Source organism: Enterococcus hirae ATCC 9790 (assembly GCF_000271405.2).
Taxonomy (GTDB): domain Bacteria; phylum Bacillota; class Bacilli; order Lactobacillales; family Enterococcaceae; genus Enterococcus_B; species Enterococcus_B hirae.
The window spans coordinates 1341965-1360459 of record NC_018081.1; the positions used below are offsets into that span (position 1 = coordinate 1341965).

Annotated in this window: 11 protein-coding genes and 1 pseudogene; 9 read left to right on the forward strand and 3 right to left on the reverse strand. The window is 36.2% G+C overall.

Going from position 1 to position 18495, the window contains the following annotated elements:
• Positions 1-335 precede the first annotated feature (335 nt).
• Complete coding sequence (locus EHR_RS06410; protein WP_014834446.1) at positions 336-2285, forward strand: acyltransferase family protein; 1950 nt, start codon at positions 336-338, stop codon at positions 2283-2285.
• A 448-nt stretch (positions 2286-2733) separates the two neighbouring features.
• Here the strand turns inward: EHR_RS06410 and EHR_RS06415 are convergent, their stop codons facing one another.
• Positions 2734-3015: a GIY-YIG nuclease family protein gene (locus EHR_RS06415; protein WP_010737093.1), complete on the reverse strand. Its 282-nt coding sequence runs from the start codon at positions 3013-3015 to the stop codon at positions 2734-2736.
• The gene (locus EHR_RS06420) at positions 3005-3739 is read right to left on the reverse strand and encodes a tRNA1(Val) (adenine(37)-N6)-methyltransferase (RefSeq protein ID WP_010737094.1); all 735 of its coding nucleotides are present in this window, start codon (positions 3737-3739) and stop codon (positions 3005-3007) included. The genes EHR_RS06415 and EHR_RS06420 overlap by 11 nt, the downstream gene beginning before the upstream one ends.
• Positions 3740-3867: 128 nt before the next feature.
• On the opposite strand from EHR_RS06420, the gene EHR_RS06425 reads away from it, so the two are divergent.
• The 4 genes and pseudogenes from EHR_RS06425 (at position 3868) to EHR_RS06440 (ending at position 12165) form a co-directional block, all read left to right on the forward strand.
• Complete coding sequence (locus tag EHR_RS06425) at positions 3868-4494, forward strand: lysophospholipid acyltransferase family protein (protein ID WP_010720870.1); 627 nt, start codon at positions 3868-3870, stop codon at positions 4492-4494.
• A 200-nt stretch (positions 4495-4694) separates the two neighbouring features.
• Positions 4695-5821 (forward strand): annotated as a pseudogene (locus EHR_RS06430) (exonuclease SbcCD subunit D).
• A complete protein-coding gene (locus EHR_RS06435; protein ID WP_010737096.1) occupies positions 5821-8955 on the forward strand; it encodes an SbcC/MukB-like Walker B domain-containing protein in 3135 nt (1044 codons plus the stop codon). The pseudogene EHR_RS06430 and the gene EHR_RS06435 overlap by 1 nt, the downstream one beginning before the upstream one ends.
• Positions 8956-8970: 15 nt before the next feature.
• Positions 8971-12165: a DEAD/DEAH box helicase gene (locus tag EHR_RS06440; RefSeq protein WP_010737097.1), complete on the forward strand. Its 3195-nt coding sequence runs from the start codon at positions 8971-8973 to the stop codon at positions 12163-12165.
• A 119-nt stretch (positions 12166-12284) separates the two neighbouring features.
• On the opposite strand, the gene EHR_RS06445 is transcribed toward EHR_RS06440, so the two are convergent.
• Positions 12285-12992: an HAD family hydrolase gene (locus tag EHR_RS06445; protein WP_010720866.1), complete on the reverse strand. Its 708-nt coding sequence runs from the start codon at positions 12990-12992 to the stop codon at positions 12285-12287.
• Between the two features lie 778 nt (positions 12993-13770).
• Here EHR_RS06445 and spxA point away from each other — a divergent pair.
• From spxA to pepF, 4 genes are all read left to right on the forward strand, one after another.
• Entirely contained in the window at positions 13771-14169 is a 399-nt protein-coding gene (spxA, locus tag EHR_RS06450) for a transcriptional regulator SpxA (RefSeq protein ID WP_002296384.1), read from the forward strand.
• A 387-nt stretch (positions 14170-14556) separates the two neighbouring features.
• Positions 14557-15204, forward strand: coding sequence for an adaptor protein MecA (locus EHR_RS06455; RefSeq protein WP_010720865.1), 648 nt, complete (start codon positions 14557-14559; stop codon positions 15202-15204).
• A 99-nt stretch (positions 15205-15303) separates the two neighbouring features.
• On the forward strand, positions 15304-16296 hold the full coding sequence (locus tag EHR_RS06460; protein WP_014834449.1) for a competence protein CoiA: 993 nt from the start codon (positions 15304-15306) through the stop codon (positions 16294-16296).
• Positions 16297-16418: 122 nt separating this feature from the next.
• The gene (gene pepF, locus EHR_RS06465; RefSeq protein ID WP_010737099.1) at positions 16419-18233 is read left to right on the forward strand and encodes an oligoendopeptidase F; all 1815 of its coding nucleotides are present in this window, start codon (positions 16419-16421) and stop codon (positions 18231-18233) included.
• Positions 18234-18495: the final 262 nt, after the last annotated feature.

An 18495-nucleotide genomic window follows, 5' to 3' on the forward strand; every position in this document is an offset into this window, starting at 1 on the left:
GCATTGTATAGCTTGATTTGTATCTGGAGGGTGAGAATCTTCAAACAGTTTATCCTGTTTTGAGATTTTCACCCTTCATTTTGCTAAATTTGTCGTAACGATCTTAGTAAAGTGATTCTTTCAGTTAGATGTAATCTTACTGAGACTTCAAGGTTATTTTTAGTTATACGTTGTTCATAGTTGAATTTTTATTAAAGTTGCGGAAAAAGTTATTCTTTTTTTCAAAGTTTTATGGGAAGATAGAAATGATAGCGAAAATCACATGAATTTTTCTTGCTATTTTTGTACAATACACGTATATTACAAATGAAAAAAGTTTATGAAAAGTTGGAATATTGAATGGAAAAACAAAAAGGTTAAAAAATAGTCGCTACATTACTGGTTTTGACGGTATTCGTTCTTTGGCAGTAGTAGGAGTGATTTTGTACCATTTGCTCCCTACAAGTTTGAAGGGTGGTTATTTGGGCGTCCCGATATTTTTTGTTGTATCAGGCTATTTGATCACTGATTTATTACGGCAAGAATGGGAACAAAATGGCAAAATCAATATTTGGCAGTTTTATGTCCGACGAATGAAAAGGTTATATCCAGGATTAGTGTTTTTACTAATCACTGCATCTGCTTATATTACGTTATTTCAACGAGGGTTATTGAATAACTTACGAGGAACAGTCGTTAGTAGTTTATTGTATGTCAACAACTGGTGGCAAATAAAAAATGGTTTGTCTTATTTTGATCGATTTGCCAATGAATCACCGTTTACCCATATTTGGTCATTGGCGGTGGAAGGTCAAAACTACTTAGTTTGGCCCATTCTTTTTGTTTTGTTAATGGTTTTTGTACGTAAAAAGAAGTGGATCGTTTATACAGTCTTAGGAGGATCACTTATTTCTGCGATCCTCATGATGATCCTATTTACGCCAGGCGGTGATCCAACTCGAGTATATTATGGAACAGATACGCGATTGTTTTCAATTTGGTTAGGAAGTGCTTTGGCTTTTATCTGGCCAAGTACCCGATTGAAAAAAAATATTCCAAAGCAAGCAAAACGGGTGTTGAATCTAGCCGGATTGATTTCACTGATCGCATTGATCCTCTTCTTTTTCTTGTTAGATGATCATTATAGTTTTGTCTATTATGGGGGCATGCTGTTAGTTAGTCTCTTCTGTGTCGTTTTAGTTGCGGTAACAGCGCATCCAGGCGCAAGTGTGAACAAATGGTTAGCCAATCCCGTGTTTTCTTGGATCGGTAAACGAAGTTACGGCATCTATCTGTATCAATTTCCAGTCATGATTTTTTATGAAGCAAAAGTTGCGAATATTGCGGATCATGTTTTGCTTCATACATTGATCGAGATTTCATTGATCCTGATCATTAGCGAACTTTCTTATCGCTACATTGAACGTCCTTTGGCACGATTCGATTATGGACAAACGATTCAAGTAGTCAAAGGCTGGTTCACTAAGCCGATTATCAGCAAGCAAAAACCTTGGGTCATTCCGGGAATATTGATGGTGTTGATCGCTCTTGTTGGTTTTGTTACAGCACCTAAGAATTCAGTGACTGCGGATCAAAAAAAATTACAAGCACAAATTGCTGAAAGTAAAAGATTGGCGGAGGAAAGCCAGAAAAATGAAGATAATAATTCCAACACCGTTGATCAAGCAGTTCTTGATAAATATGGGCTAACAGCTAAACAAGGAAAGAAAGCGCAGAAATTAGAATTGACAGCATTTGGGGACTCAGTCATGTTAGATGCAGCGACTGATTTGAAGGAGTTATATCCTAAAGTTGTTGTTGATGGAGACGTTGGTCGACAATTATATGCGAGTGAGCCATATATTGAAGAACTGAAAAAACAAAACCTATTGAAAGATACGGTTTTGATTGGCTTAGGAACAAATGGAGCCTTTTCTGAATCGCAATTTGATAGCATCATGAGTGCCTTAGGAGATCGTAAAGTTTACTGGGTAAATGTCCGCGTTCCTACAAAACGTTGGCAAAACGATGTGAATGCCTTGTTAGCACAAATGGCTAAAAAATACGATAATCTTACATTGATCGACTGGTATGATTATAGTAATAGCCACAATGATTGGTTTTATGATGACCAAGTACATCCAAATCCAGAAGGAATGAAACACTATATCCATTTAGTAAGTGAAACTTTATTAGGGAAAGATAAAACGAAGAAAACTGTTTCAAGTGAATCAACCCAAAATGATACGAATACTAATAGTGGTAGTGTAGCTAGTTCTGCTAATGGAAATGGTAGTACGGAATAGTTGAATAAGAGATAAGACATCTTGATTTTCCGGCTCTTTGTCAATAAGGACTGATAAGTGGTATAAAATTAAATCCGGGTCAGAATGAACCTCATTCTGACCCGGATTTTTTGTTATTTCACGTTAATTAATTGATTGCTCAAAAAGATCCTAATATTCATGTTCTCAAATGATTTAAGTCCGTAAGCTACACGTTTGATTGTCTTTATATGGGGATTCTTCTGGAAGCTTTCGTAAGCAACCTCGATACATCATCAGTCCCATAAATTATAGAGCCGATTTTCCTCCATCAATAAGTGCTGAACTCATTTGAAAGGATCTCAAGATGTCTTTTCAATTGTTTGAAGTAGGTAACAATCAACAGCCAAAAAACTAATTTTTGTGTTTTTGTTTAGTTCTCGTACATTCCCTTAAAAGGTCGATTCAGCCCCAATAATATTGCCCCAAATTATTGTTCTGGCAACATGTGAGAGGGCTGTGTCTTTAAATACCGTTCTTTTTGAGTGCGCGTGAGTTTTTTAAAGGCTGCTTCGGCTTTTGTTGCGTCACTCCTAGTTGCAAACACCTCAGCATGGATCATTTTGACGGGGCGCCTTTTTTGTAATCGGGTATATTTAGCTCCTGTCCCATGATTGTGTTCTGCTAATCTTCTTGAAAGATCCGTCGTATAGCCACCGTAAAACGTGCCATCTTTACAAGCTAAGACATAAAAATAATGCTCATTGGCCATAAAGAATTTCTCGGATTTCATTTGTATAGTTCCCATCAGGCATGTATGTGATCAACGGTGCAGCAACTTTAAAGCCATCTAACTTGCCTTCTTTGATTCCTTCGATCAACAAAATATTTGCCTCTTTCCCCATTTTTGGATAAACGAATTGAATTTTTTTAGGGGCGATACGGTGCTTTTCTAGTAACTGAATAATTTCTAAAAAGCGGTCTGGGCGATGGACCATTGCAAAGCGTCCATTGGTTTTTAATAATTTACTAGAAATTTGGATCACATCTTCAAGAGTAGTATGGATTTCATGTCGAGCAATCGCTAAATGCTCATTTGGATTTTTTTTATTGGTTGGTAATCCCTTAAAATAAGGGGGATTACAGACGACTAAATCACATGAATTATGACGAACAACGGATAAACTTTCTTTTAAATCAAGCGTATGGATGGTCATTTGGTGTGTTAGCTCGTTTAATTGGATACTACGTCTTGCCATATCCGCTAAACGTGGTTGAATTTCGATGCCATCAATCAACGCATTCGTTCGTTTGCTCAAAAAAAGACCGACTGCACCATTTCCTGCACAGAGGTCAACGATTTGTCCTTTTTTCGGTACACGTGCAAAATGAGCAAGTAAAACAGCATCTAGTGAAAAAGAAAAAACGTGAGGACTTTGAATGATTTTAATATCATTTGCATATAATTGATCGATCCGTTCATCTTCGTGAAGCATGGGTTCCCTCCAAAATGAAAAAACTAAGTGATTGTATTATACTATTTTTATAAAAAAGAACCAAGGTACCTTGTAAAGTTTCCTAAATTTAGGCATACTATGACCATACACCTAGAAAGGAAGAGACTATGTTCTATCGATTTATGAGAGGGCTAGTCCGAGTGATCTTAGCAGTGATCAACGGCAATGCCCGATATGAAAATAAAGAAGTTTTACCACAAGACGAGAATTATATTTTGGTAGCGCCACATCGAACTTGGTGGGATCCTTTATATCTTGCTGTAGCAGCTTCGCCTAAAGAATTTAGCTTTATGGCAAAAGAAGAATTATTCAAAAATCCAGTATTACGCTTTATTTTGACACATGCCCATGCGTTTCCAGTAAAAAGAGAAAATCCAGGACCTAGTGTCATCAAAACGCCTGTTAAAATTTTAAAATCTACTCATTTAGGTTTGATCATGTTCCCAAGTGGAACAAGACATGCAACGGAATTGAAAGGCGGAATGGCATTGATTTCTAAAATGTCAAAAGCAAAAATCGTTCCTGCTGTCTACCAAGGACCATTGACTTTGGGTGACTTATTCAAGCGCAAACGGGTGGTTGTGCGTTTTGGTGAACCGATCGATTTGTCTGATATCAAAAAAACAGACAAAGAAGGAATGGCAGAAATCGAACGTAGAACACAAGCCGCTTTCGATCAACTAGACAAAGAAGTCAATCCTGACTTTAAATATGAAATCAAAAATAAAAAGTAAATGATTCTTTTTCAATAAAAATCAAAGCGCAAGGTAATGATAAAAGTTGCGGTTCTTTCTAAGCATGGGACTATCTATGTTTATACGGAATCAGCAACTTTTTTTCATCGCCTATTTGTTTTAGTCCGTAATGATCCTAGGTATCATGTAATGAGGGGAAGTGTTATAATAATTAGAAGGACATTTTTTGAGGTGATGAGATGCGTTTTTTACATACAGCTGATTGGCATATTGGAAAAAAACTACAAGGATACGATCGAATCAAGGAACAAGAGCATGTTTTAACCCAGATCTTAGCAATTGCAAAAGAAGAAAATGTTGATGCAATCGTGATTGCGGGAGATCTTTATGATCGAAGTGTTCCGTCGGTGGATGCCATTGAAGTGTTCAATCAATTGATGGTCGAATGGAATCTACGGGAAGGATTTCCGATTTTTGCGATATCCGGAAATCATGATAGCGGTATTCGTCTTTCGACAGGAACACCTTGGTTCAGTCAGTCCGATTATTATTTACAAACTAGATTGGCAGAAGCCTTTCAACCAATCATATTCAAGGATACGCAATTTTTCCTTTTGCCTTATTTTGAACCAATCTCAGCGAGGATATATTTTGAAGATGAGCAGATACGCACCATTCAACAAGCAATGGAAAAAGTCATTGAGAAAATGAAAACGCAGTTTGACTCAACGAAAAAACAAGTATTAGTGAGTCACTTTTTTGTGACCGGGAGTATGAAATCAGATTCAGAAACCAAAATTGAAGTAGGCGGATTAGATGCTGTTCCAGGAGATTTACTTGAACCATTTGATTATGTCGCATTAGGACACCTCCACAATCAAGCAGCATTGAATCAAAAAAATGCCCGTTACAGTGGGTCGCCTTTAAAATTTTCATTGTCAGAAATCAATCAAAAAAAAGGTGTTTGGATCGTAGATTTAGAAGAGGACGTCTCTTTGAATTTTCGAGAACTGACCCCGTTATATGATATTGAAGAAATAACAGCAAGCTTTAAAGAGCTGTTGAATCCAGATTTTTATCAGACAATCAATCGTGAAAATTATCTCCAAATTTATTTGGAAGATCGAACGATTATCCCTAACATGATGAATCAATTAAGAAAAATCTATCCACGGATACTTGGTGTGGAACGTTCAAACGGTCGAGTAGAACTGAAACAGGGAAAACAAAAAAGATGATGACAAAGGATCCACATAAGATCGCACAAGGCTTTTTCAAAGAAATGACCAAGGAACAGTTGACGAACAAGCAGGAAATCTGGTTAAAAGAAACGCTACAAGAACTCACGGACAGGAATGATCAGTAATGAAACCCAAGAAATTACGACTAAAAAATTTTGGTCCTTTTATTGACGAGACAATTGATTTTGCGAAATTGACCGAAGCACCACTATTTTTGATTACTGGAAAAACAGGTGCAGGAAAAACGACTCTTTTTGATGGAATGACTTATGCATTGTTTGGTGAAACTTCTGGCAGAATCAGGACTGGTAAAGAAATGCGGTCTCTTTTTGCTACGCCTGAAGAAGAAACGTGTGTCTTTTTTTCATTTGAGCATCAGCGGCTGAATTATGAGATTGAACGTAAGCCAGAACAACTCTTGGCCAAACGTAAAGGTGAAGGCAATCGAAAGCAAGCAGCAAAAGTTTCTTTGACGATCTTTGATGAAGCGGGCAAAGAAATGCGCCAATACACGAAACGTAGTGAAGTGGATCAATTAATCAAAGAATTAATGAATCTGGATGCGAAACAGTTTTCTCAGATCGTTTTACTACCTCAAGGAGAATTTCGTAATTTTTTAATTTCATCAAGTAGTGAGAAAGAAATTGTCTTACGTAATTTGTTTGGCACGCAATTTTTCCAACAACTTAATGAACAATTGAAAGAAAAAGCCAAAGAACATCAAAAAAATTTAGATCATCTTGAGCAAGAATTGAGTTTGCTGCAAAAACGGTTTATCCCTTTGGACACAGGAACGGTTCCTGAAACCTTAAGTTTTGATGCGTTATTCACTTATTGGCAGGCAGAGCAAACAACATTACAAGAAAGACTTCTCCAAGAAAAAAATAAACTGGTTCATTTACAAGAACAACAAAAGAAATTAGAAGATACCTATTATCATTCGCAAACATTGCAAACACGTCAGGAAGAAAAGCAAAAATTAGAGCAAAAACATGCAGAATTGATCCAGCAAGAAAGTGAAATCAATGAAATAAAACAATGGATCACTCATTATGAATTTGCTGAACGACTGGTCGATACGTTGACACGAAGTCAAGAATACCAGAAAGAACAAGCAGAACTGATTGATAAAGAACAGACTTGTTCTGAAACATTCGTGCAACAAGAACAAGCGTATGCACGGTGGCATAAAGAGGAACCTGAAAGAAAAAATGCCCAACAAGAAATGGAACATGCAGCGAATCGATTACAAGTCATGAAGTCATTGATCCCAATTGCGGAAGAATGGCAAAAAAAGCAAAATGAAAGTGAAGAGTTACAAAAGGCTAAGAAAAAAGCAGAAGAAAAAGAACAAAAAATTCTTCAAGAACAAGTCCAGTTAAAAGAAGAAGAACAAAGACTAGCAGAACTGCTGCTTGACCAAGATCGCTTGCACAGTGATCAATTGTGTTACGAACAACTTCGGCATGAGCAAGAAAAGTACCAAACTATCCTTACAGAAAATCACCAGAATACAGAACAGTTAAAGATGAATCAAACCAAGTTGTCCGAACTGATCACAAAACTCCAAGCTCAACAAGTAATGTTAAGCAAACAAAATAATCAAGTTGATCTTTTAAAGAGTCAATGGGCAAGCCAACAAATTGCGAAGTTACAATTGCTATTATTACCGGGGCAACCTTGTCCAGTTTGTGGGTCAACGGAGCATCCTAAACAACAAAATGAGCATGTATTGCCCAAACAAGAAGAGTTTGTCCAACTGGAAGCAAACTTAGCAGAGGCAGAAACAAACCTTGAACAAATCAATCAAGAAATAGGGCGTAGTGAAGCAGAAAAAGCACAAATAGAACAAAAAATAGCTGACTTGGAAAACTTCGGAACAGAAAAACAAGTAGAGATCCAAAAAAGCAAAGAACGATTACAACATTTGATCCAGCAATCGTTTAAATTTGCCATAGCAGATGATCCTCTTGTATCCTTAGAAAAAATCCAGCATGATTTGGATTCGCGTGCAGAGGTCATCACACAGGCAAAAATCGCTACTCAAACACTAACTGAACGTTTAAGTCTTATCGAAGATCAGCGAAAGAAGATCACCGAACAAATCAGCCAAAACAAAGAAGAGCTCCAACAAGTACAAGGGGAGCTTGTTACCTTGACGAAACAGTTAGAAGGACAAAATACTCAGACTTTGATTGAGGATGTCAACCAATTAGAAGAAAATGTTGCGATGAAAGCCCAATGGTTAGCAGAAGAAAAAACAAAAGAACTTCATTTTTCTCAAGAAATCAGTTTGTTAAAAGCGCAAATGGCTAATATTCATGAACAACAGGCAAAAATTGAAAATAAAATTCAGCGTATCCAAGAGCAAATTTCAGCAAAAATAAAAGAGCAAGCTTACTTTAAAGAAGCAGATGAGGTATTGGCATTTGCTAAACAAACAGTTGAATACCAAGAGAAGAGTCAACTGGTCAACACATATGAGAAAGAACGATTAATCGTTGAAGACCGCTTAAGCCAGTTGAACCATGTTGCTTTAGCTGAAACACTTCCTGATTTAGAACAATTGGAGCAACAACTAGATGAGCTAAAAGCTGCGGTTCAAACACAACAGGAACATTGTTATCACTTGCAAGAGCAAGAACAGCAGAATCAGCAAATCATCGAAGAATTTTCTTCGATTTATCAAGCGAGTCAAGAACAATTAGATGAATTGATCCAACTACAACAATTATCGCAAACGATGAATGGGGAAAACCCTAGAAAAACCAGCTTGGAAAGATACGTACTACAAGTGTATTTACAAGAAGTACTACAAGTGGCAAATGTGCGATTGCAACGTCTGACGAAAAATCGTTACCAATTTGAGCTTGCAGATGAAGTGGGAAGTTACCGTGGGAAAACAGGGTTGGAGATCAATATCTATGATGATGAAGCAGGTCTGACACGTGGGGCTCATACGCTATCTGGTGGCGAAAGTTTTATTGCAGCTTTATCCTTAGCGTTGGCTTTAGCTGAAGTGATCCAGACACAAGCCGGTGGTGTGTTGATCGAAGCGTTATTCATTGATGAAGGATTTGGATCGTTAGATGAAGAAGCACTTGAAATGGCGATTGAAGCATTAGAAACAATTGAAAGTGAAGGTCGTATGATCGGGATCATCAGCCATGTGAGAGAATTAAAAGAACGAGTAGTACAACAAATCAGAATCGAAACAGAAGGTAGCGGACAAAGTAAAGTACGCTATCATCTTGGATAAGAGGGGGATTAACTGATGAAATGGAGCATTCCAGAAAAAGTCATTGCAAGAGGACGTCAATATCTGCAAGAAGGACGGGTATTATCGGTTGTCCCTGACCAAGAAGAAAAAGTTTGGCATGCGGAAGTCTTAGGCAGTGAATTGTATATGGTCGATTTAGATGGGACAGCCAAAGAAGTCGATTTCTGCCAATGCCCTTATTGGGAAGAACATCATTATTGTAAGCATACAGTGGCAGTCGAACTGTACTTGCGCTCTAAGAATCTTTCACGAATAATCAAGGCAGATCAACCTACGTTAGAACCAGTCAAAAAAAGTAGCGAAGGTGAAATTTTAACGAAAGGTTTTTCAAGACTAACTGTCAAAAAAAATTCACCACGGACGCAACCATTGATTGTGGAATATCAAGTAGAAACGATTGAGACCAATCATTATCATCCGGAATTAGCTATTTTAGCCGTTTATTTGCGGATTGGCTATTTAGATCAGCCAAAGAAAACGTATATCGTTAAAAACATTTTTGATTTTTTACATTCCTATATGGAAAATGAACGCTACACTGTGAATAAACAATACCAGTTCCATCTAGATCAACGAGCTTTTCAAGGAGAAGATCAAGTAATCTTAAAAACGTTAGCTGAGTGTGCCCAAACGCAACTTCTTTTAGGTGCAAACGGCCTACAAGTCAAAGGGAAATTAGATAAACGTTATTTGTTATTACCGATCGAACAAGCAAAAACATTGTTAGAACAGATGAACCAAACGACAAAACTCCAAATGAAGATCGGAGAAGTGAATTATCAAGGGGTTCGATTTTCTGATAATGAGCCTTCCTTAGAATTTGAAGTAACAAAAAAAGAAGAGGCCTATCAATTAAGCGCACTGAATGACTTTGAGTTGTTCTTTACTCATTATCAATGGGGAATGATCCAAGGAACTTTTTATTCATTAACAAAACGTCAACAAGCAGTCTATTTAACTTGGAAACAGCTTATGAGAAGATTTGAGAAACCAGAAGTATTGTTTCTTAAGCAAGAACTATCCTCCTTATTCAAAGAAATCATTCCATTGCTATCTGAAATTGGTCAAGTGAGCATAGCGGATGAAGTGAAAGCAGAAGTTGCTGACGTGCCAGTGGAATTTATTTTCTTCTTTAGAAAATCGAAAGGCAAGATCCAGGCGCGTGTTGATTTTGTCTATGATGAAGTCGTTTTTTCAACAGATAAAAAACATGAAGTTATTGCTGAAAATGCTTCTGAAGTATTAAGAGACAAAGCCCAAGAACAACGCGTATTAGACTTGTTCAAAATGTATCGCTACCAACGAAATGATACAGGCTATGAACGTTTATTGCCGACAGGAGAAGAGTTGTATACTTTTTTCCGTACAGAGTTAGCCGTTTTTCGTCAGTTTGGTGAGGTCCGCCTTGGGAAAAAACTTCGGGAATTATATTTAGATGCACATCGACATCAACCGAAGATTGAAGTGGAAGAAACCAGTTCATGGTTAGATATTCGTTTTGATGTGACTGGGATTGAGGAACAAGAAATCAATCAGGTCTTACAAAGTTTGTTGCGAAATGATGCTTTCTATACGTTAGAAAATGGGCAAGTACTGTCCTTTGATTCCGAAGAGTTTCAGCAAACAAGTCAAATCTTGCAACAATTCCGTGAATCGATCCGTTCAGAATCTGGAACGATCCATGTGCCTAAAAACCAAGGATTGATCATTCAAGATAAGTTAGCAGGAAGTTCAGCAACTTTTGGTGACTCCTATCAAAAAATGATCCAAGATCTAATACAACCTGAACAATATCAAGTATCCTTGCCAGCAGGTCTACAAGCTGAATTGCGTGATTACCAAAAACAAGGATTTCGATGGTTGAAAATGCTGGGAAATTACCAGTTTGGCGGAATTTTAGCAGATGAAATGGGTCTAGGAAAAACCCTTCAGACAATTGCCTATTTGCTTTCAGAAAAAGAAGAAAAAGGCGAACTCTCTGCTTTGATCGTCGCTCCTGCTAGTTTGATCTATAACTGGCAAGCAGAAGTGAAAAAATTTGCTCCTTCTTTGAGCATCCAAGTAATCAACGGGAATAAAAAGGAACGAGAAGAACTATTAGCTCGTAAGGCAGATATCAGAGTCACTTCTTATGCTAGTTTAAGACAAGATTTAGCAGATTATCAAAAACATGCGATTAATTATTTGATCCTTGATGAGGCTCAGATGGTTAAAAATAGTAGTACTAAAACAGCTCAAACGCTACGAGAATTAAGCGTACCGCAACGTTTTGCCTTAAGCGGGACGCCAATTGAGAATAATTTGGAAGAACTATGGTCGCTCTTTGCGACGATTATGCCGGGATTTTTCCCGAATAAGACCCGCTTTAGAGAGCTGGCACCTGAAGAAATTGCCCGAATGATTCGTCCGTTTGTGTTACGAAGGGATAAGCAAACCGTGTTAAGCGATCTGCCAGAAAAAACCGAGATGAATCTTTATTCTGCATTGACAGAAGAGCAAAAAACCGTGTACTTGGCTTATTTACGTCAGATGCGAGAAGAGATTTCTACTATGGACTCAGAAGCTTTTAAAAAGAATCGTATCGGTATTCTAGCTGGTTTGACACGATTACGCCAAATTTGCTGTGATCCAAGATTATTCTTGGAGGATTATGAAGGTGGCTCAGGAAAGCTAGAACAAGTCAAAGATCTACTGGTCGCAGCCAAAGAAAACAATCGGCGGGTTCTGTTGTTTTCTCAATTTACAGGTATGTTGACCATCTTACAAGAAGAACTAGCAGAATTAGGAATTTCTACTTTTTACTTAAGAGGAAGCACCAAACCGCAAGATCGTTTAACGATGGTAGATGCATTCAATGAAGGAGAACGAGATGTCTTTTTGATTTCATTGAAAGCTGGCGGAACCGGACTCAACTTAACGGGAGCAGACACGGTAATTCTGTATGATTTATGGTGGAACCCAGCCATTGAAGAACAAGCGGCAGGACGTGCGCACCGTATCGGACAAAAAAATGTGGTCGAAGTTTGGCGCATGATTGCAGAAGGAACGATTGAAGAGCGGATGGATTCGTTACAACAAGAAAAAAGAGAGTTATTCCAAAAAGTCATCCAAGGAAATGAAGACCAATTAACCAAATTAACGGAAGATGATATCCGGATGATTCTGAGTGTCGGAGACCTGGAAGACTAAAAATTTTGAAACAAAAAATAATTAAATCTTAAGACTCAATAATAAAAAACTCTCGAAACAAGATTATGTTTCGAGAGTTTTTTAGTTATTTGTTTTGCTAGGAGCTGTGCATGGATGCTTTAGCTGAAAATTACTTTCATCGTTTCTAATAATTGATCAAATGAGGTGATTTCGATATCACAGTTCAATGGACCATCAACTTTTCGCTCACGATGGTTAAACCAAAGCGCTTGCCAACCAGCTCTTTTAGCACCTAATACGTCATTGTCGTAGTTATCGCCTACATATAGAGTTTCTTCTGCAGTTAGATTGAAACGTTCTTCAGCAAGTTGAAAAATCTCTTTTTCTGGTTTCTGAAATCCTGTTGCTTGCGAAACGATCATATGCTGTGAAGGAATCCAGTTTGCTAATTGAAGTTGATTCAATTTTTTGGTTTGATGATCGGTGGGACCATTGGTAATGATTCCGAGCGGGATATTCATTTCAGTCAAGAAGTCCAATGTTTTCTTTACTTCCTCATGAAGACAGATATTATCTAATTCTTCTTCATAAACTTGTTGGAAATAAAGACCTTCTTCTTCAGTAATATGTGGATAATCTAAGTCTTTTAGTGATTGGCTGATTCGATGTGCACGCATATACTCCAAGGTCCATTTTCCTGCCATCACTTTAGGGAAATTTTCATCACTGTGATGACGGAACCGGAGATATAATGGTCCCATATCTATATCTGAAACAAGCGGCACTACTTTTTTTACCGCATTTCTAAATGGCTGTTGTTGATCGTACATCGTATCATCAACGTCAAAAACAACTGACTTAATCAAATTCTACACGCCTTTCGGTTTTCATCATTTTTTTCATAAATCCTCGACTATTGTATCAGAAAAATACCGGTTAAAACGTTGTTAAATAAAGGTTTTTATTACTATATTTCGCTTTTCTTGACAGAATAAGCTTTTTAAGTTTCAGTTTTTTTCACTAAAATAGTAAAATTGAATATCATTTGATTATCTGATGAATAAATTAATCCTCGATGAAACGAAATTCTGACTAATTTTAATAGAATAATCCTATTTTACTTGATAAAGAATGTTTTTTTTAATACAGAAAAACGAAAATGATTAAAATATAAAATAACACTTAATGATGACGATAAGGCGTTTTGTAGTGATTTTCATTTTATAACCATTGTAATATAAAAGGGTGCTTAATTAGCGGACAAAATAAGGGTTAGGTTCAATTAAAAGGACTGTTGTAATAGCAAACAAAATAAAGCAGACAGAAATAAAAAACATAATTTTTTCAAAGAAACCGTTTTTTTGTAGGATGAGTAATAAAATAATAGTACAACTTTAAAGCCTGTTTCAATGGCAGGTTATATTTGAATTAAATTTGAAAACTCTCATTTTTTAATTGCTAACTAAACGTAAAGCGTTGGTTTTACGGAATATAAATCTTAGATAACTTTCATTTTTTTGATAAAATATTATGAAAAAAGCTAGCTATTTAAAAGTTGATTATGTATAATAGAAACAGATGGAAGATTATAATGATCTTCTGTTACAAAAAAGTGACATTAGTCATGAAAAGGAGTAGTGCACGTTGTTAACACTATATACTTCCCCAAGTTGTACTTCCTGTAGAAAGGCCCGTGCGTGGTTACAAGAACATCAAATTCCATTTGTTGAACGAAATATCTTTTCTGAACCATTAAATAGTTCAGAATTAAAGGCAATCTTACAAATGACTGAAGATGGCACAGAAGAAATTATTTCAACACGTTCAAAAGTTTTCCAAAAACTAAACATGGATCTTGATGATTTACCATTGCAAGAACTGTTAGAACTCGTTCAAAATAACCCTGGATTGTTGCGTCGTCCGATTATGATCGATGACAAACGCCTACAAGTTGGTTTCAATGAAGATGAAATCCGTCGTTTCTTACCACGTGATGTACGTCAATTGGAATTGCGTCAAGCACAATTAATGGCTGGATTATAGAAAATAAACGTTAACTTAGAAAAACTATTTTTGTAGTTTTTCTAAGTTTTTTTTTACCAGAATAGAAAGTACATATAACTAGATGTAACATGTAAATGAATTTTATTCTTTTGCTGATAGCAAGATTTGAGAAGACCAAAATACTTGGTATCAAAAATTCGATTTATTGTTAAGGATTACTTTTTGAATGCCGTTTATTCGTTCTCGCATTAGGAGTGGCTTTTTGTCCTAAGCTCTTTTTTACGTTTAGCTAAGTGAAAAAAATGATGTCAAGGTTAAATTAAAAACTTATTTTGATTTTAAATGGTAATTTTTTTCTTTACATTTAAGCTTATTTCGCTACAATGAAGTTATATTGATAGTTGTGGCAAAGTGAGGTGTAGCCAGATGGAAATGGAACATATTAATGAAAATACGATCCGAGTAATGATCGGTCATGAAGATTTAGAAGAGCGAGGCGTCTCATTTTTAGACTTGCTTGGTAACCATAGAGAGATCGAAAATTTTTTCTACAGTATTTTAGAAGAAGTTGATATTGAAGATGAGTTCCGCAGTAGCGAAGCTGTTACATTTCAAGTGCTTCCTAAAGGAGACGGTTTAGAACTTTTTATTAGTAAAAACTTACCGAATGAAGAAATGCTCCAAGAAGACGAAGACTCTTTAGATTCTGATGATGTAACTGAATTTATCCAGCAACAAATCTTAAATAATGAAGAAGAAACGACTGAACGCATTTCCGATGAAACAGAACACCAAGCGATTTTTGCTTTTGAAGACTTTGAACAAATGATTCAACTAGCCAATGATGTCGAGTTGGAATCAGCCTGGACAGATTTGTATTTACTAGATGGTATCTACTATTTAGCCGTACATTTTTGGATGGAAGATTTAAACCAAACAGATGTCGCTAATGAAGTAGCTCGAATTTTAGAGTTTGCAGAAAGAAGCGATCGGACCATTGAAACATTGAACGAATATGCGCAATTACTTATGGAACGAAATGCTTTGGAACGTACAAAATTTTATTTTGCGTAAGCAGCAAATAATCAAAGAAACAATTTGAAGAATCTGATCAATGAAAATGATCAGGTTCTTTTTTGACGTATTTTCTTTTAGAAGGGGGGCAGCTAATTTATGATGGTTGCAATCGATAAACATGGAAAAAGATTTCTGGCTACAACATGTACGAAACGGCAAAGTCTTTTCTGCCCAGCTTGTAAGGAACCAGTGATATTAAAAACTGGGCAGCAAAAAACAGCACATTTTGCTCACAAAAATTTACAGGATTGTTTTGGTTTTAGTGAGAAAGAAACAACGGAGCATCTCCAACTCAAAAAATATTTTTTTGAGTGGTGTAGACAATTTGTTACTCATCCGCCTGTCTTAGAAGCCTATTTACCAACCCTTCGACAAAGACCAGATATCCTTTGCGGGGATCTAGCCATAGAAATTCAGTGTTCAGTTCTCGCTTATGAACGGATGAAAGAACGAACAAAAGGATATCTAAGCAAAAACTATCGTGTTTGGTGGATCTTAGGTTCTGCTTTTTTCAATAATGATCGTTTAAAAACGAGAGAAAAGTACTTTTGTATGTACAATGACACTATGGGCACTCATTTATGGAAAATCGATTGGCTAGAAAAAAGATTATATTTGTTTTGTCATTTGGCAGAATTATTTTCTGGAACAGTAACCTATGAAACAATCAGCTGGCCTTTCTTTAGTGAATCTCCTGTAAGTCTATTAGAAAAACAGATGGAGAATCAAAATCGGCAAAAAGTTCTTACTAATGTTGGCTGTCAAAAATGGTTACAAAAAAATTATACTATCGTCAGTCTAAATACGTTCATTTACAAAAACAATTCTATCTTAGAAAAAACATTTACTTTATTTATCTCCGTGGATGTACGCAGAAAGTCGATTTTTTTTATTTTCAAGAAAAAGTTTTCTTTTATCGTCTTTTATTTGAAGAAATCATCAGTGAACAAGCAGGCAGAAGCCAACAATGGAAGTATCTCAATTGGCTCCAAAAAATTGAACCAAATAAAACAACTTGGCTTTATCCAATGGTTGATAAGAAAAAGATTTTCCAATTGCTTTACCAGGAGTGTGAGGAGATATTCTTGATGTCAAACAGAAATAAATTATGATACACTAATTAAGAGTAGCTGATTTTAGAGGCTTATTCATTTTTCTATTTTCAATATGAATTAGAAAAAAAGAGTGAAAACAATAAAGGAGTGTATGAAATGAGTGAAACGACCCAATTACCAAAACGAGAAGAATTGCCTGAAGAACTGACTTGGGATCTCACCAAAATCTTTTCTAGCGATCAAGAATTTGATGAAAAATACCAAGAATTAACAGAAGAATTAAAAAATTCCGATCAATATAAAGGAACATTAGCAAAGGGTGCGACAGAATTTCTGAATGCGCTTGAATTTGTTTTAGATGTTTACCGAAAAGTGGAACTCATTTATGTCTATGCTCATTTAAAAAATGACCAAGATACAGCAAATACGACTTATCAAGCGTTATATGCGAGAGCAGGAAGTTTATTTTCTAAAGTAAGTGAAGCAGTCTCTTGGTATGAACCAGAAGTCCTTCAACTTTCGGATGAGCAGATTTGGCAGTATTTTGAGCAAGAGCCGAAGTTAGAACTGTATCGTCATTACGTAAAACAAATGGTGGATAATCGTGCGCATATATTATCTGCAGAACAAGAATCATTACTAGCTGGAGCAGGAGAAATTTTTGGCGCTTCCAGTGATACATTTGCTGTTTTAAACAATGCCGATCTAGAGTTTCCTACGATCGTGGGAGAAGATGGGAAAAAAATCCAGCTTTCTCATGGTGTCTATGGTCAATTGATGGAAAGCACAGATCGTACAGTTAGAGAAGCTGCATTCAAAGGGCTTTATCGTGTCTATGATCAATTTAAAAATACGTTTGCTTCAACATTGAGTACCCATATCAAAGGGCACAATTACAAAGCAAAAATTCGCCATTATCATTCTGCTAGAGAAGCTTCTTTGAGCAACAATCATATCCCAGAAAGTGTTTATGATACATTGATTGAAGTAGTCAATAAAAATCTTCCGCTATTGCATCGCTATATGGAATTACGCAAACGTCTTTTAAATGTAGAAAAACTGCATATGTATGATCTATATACACCAGTATTAGGAGAAGCTCCTATCAAGTTCACTTACGAAGAAGCGAAACAGAAAGCTTTGGAAGCTTTGGCACCAATGGGGGAAGAATATCTGTCAGTGGTAGAAAAAGCTTTTGCTGACCGTTGGATCGATGTGATCGAAAATAAAGGGAAACGAAGTGGCGCTTATTCTTCAGGAAGCTATGATACCAATCCTTATATTTTAATGAACTGGCATGATACGTTGGATCAATTATTTACGCTCGTACATGAAATGGGACATAGTGTGCATAGTTACTTTACTCGTTCAAATCAACCGTTTGTTTACGGTGATTATTCCATTTTCTTAGCAGAGATTGCTTCAACAACTAATGAAAATATTTTGACAGAATACTTGCTTGAAACTGAACAAGATCCACGTGTTCGTGCATATGTCTTGAATCATTATCTTGATGGATTCAAAGGAACGATTTTCAGACAAACACAATTTGCAGAATTTGAGCATTTCATGCATGAAGAAGATGCCAAAGGTGTACCTTTGACCAGTGAATATCTAAGCGACAGTTATGGGGAATTGAATGCCAAATATTATGGATCAGCGGTAGAAAAAGATCCGGAAATCAAATATGAATGGTCTCGTATCCCACATTTCTACTATAATTATTATGTTTATCAATATGCAACAGGCTTTTCAGCTGCCTCTGCTTTGGCGCATAAAATTTGGGGTCAAGAGCCAGATGCTCTAGAAAAATACCTTACTTATTTGAAATCAGGAAATAGTGATTACCCAGTTGAAGTCATGAAAAAAGCAGGCGTCGACATGACAAAAGCTGATTATATCGAATCAGCTATGACTAAGTTTGAACAACGATTAAATGAATTAGAGGAACTAGTTGAAAAATTGTCATAAGTGTTCGAGACAAGAATGCGTTGATTATCAAGAGATAGCTTCTGTTTCTTTTATCTGATCTAAATAGCTGAAACCCACAAAAGTCCTATGTGGATTTCTGTGGGTTTTAGTTATTTACCTCATAATTAAAATAAATAAGAGCATTTTATTTTTTTATAGTTGCTTGTTTATATTGACGTAAATTTTATTTTTTCTTATGCTATAGAAAATAATTTGTCTGATAGATGTTGGGGATGCCTATCAATACTTCTAAAAATACATA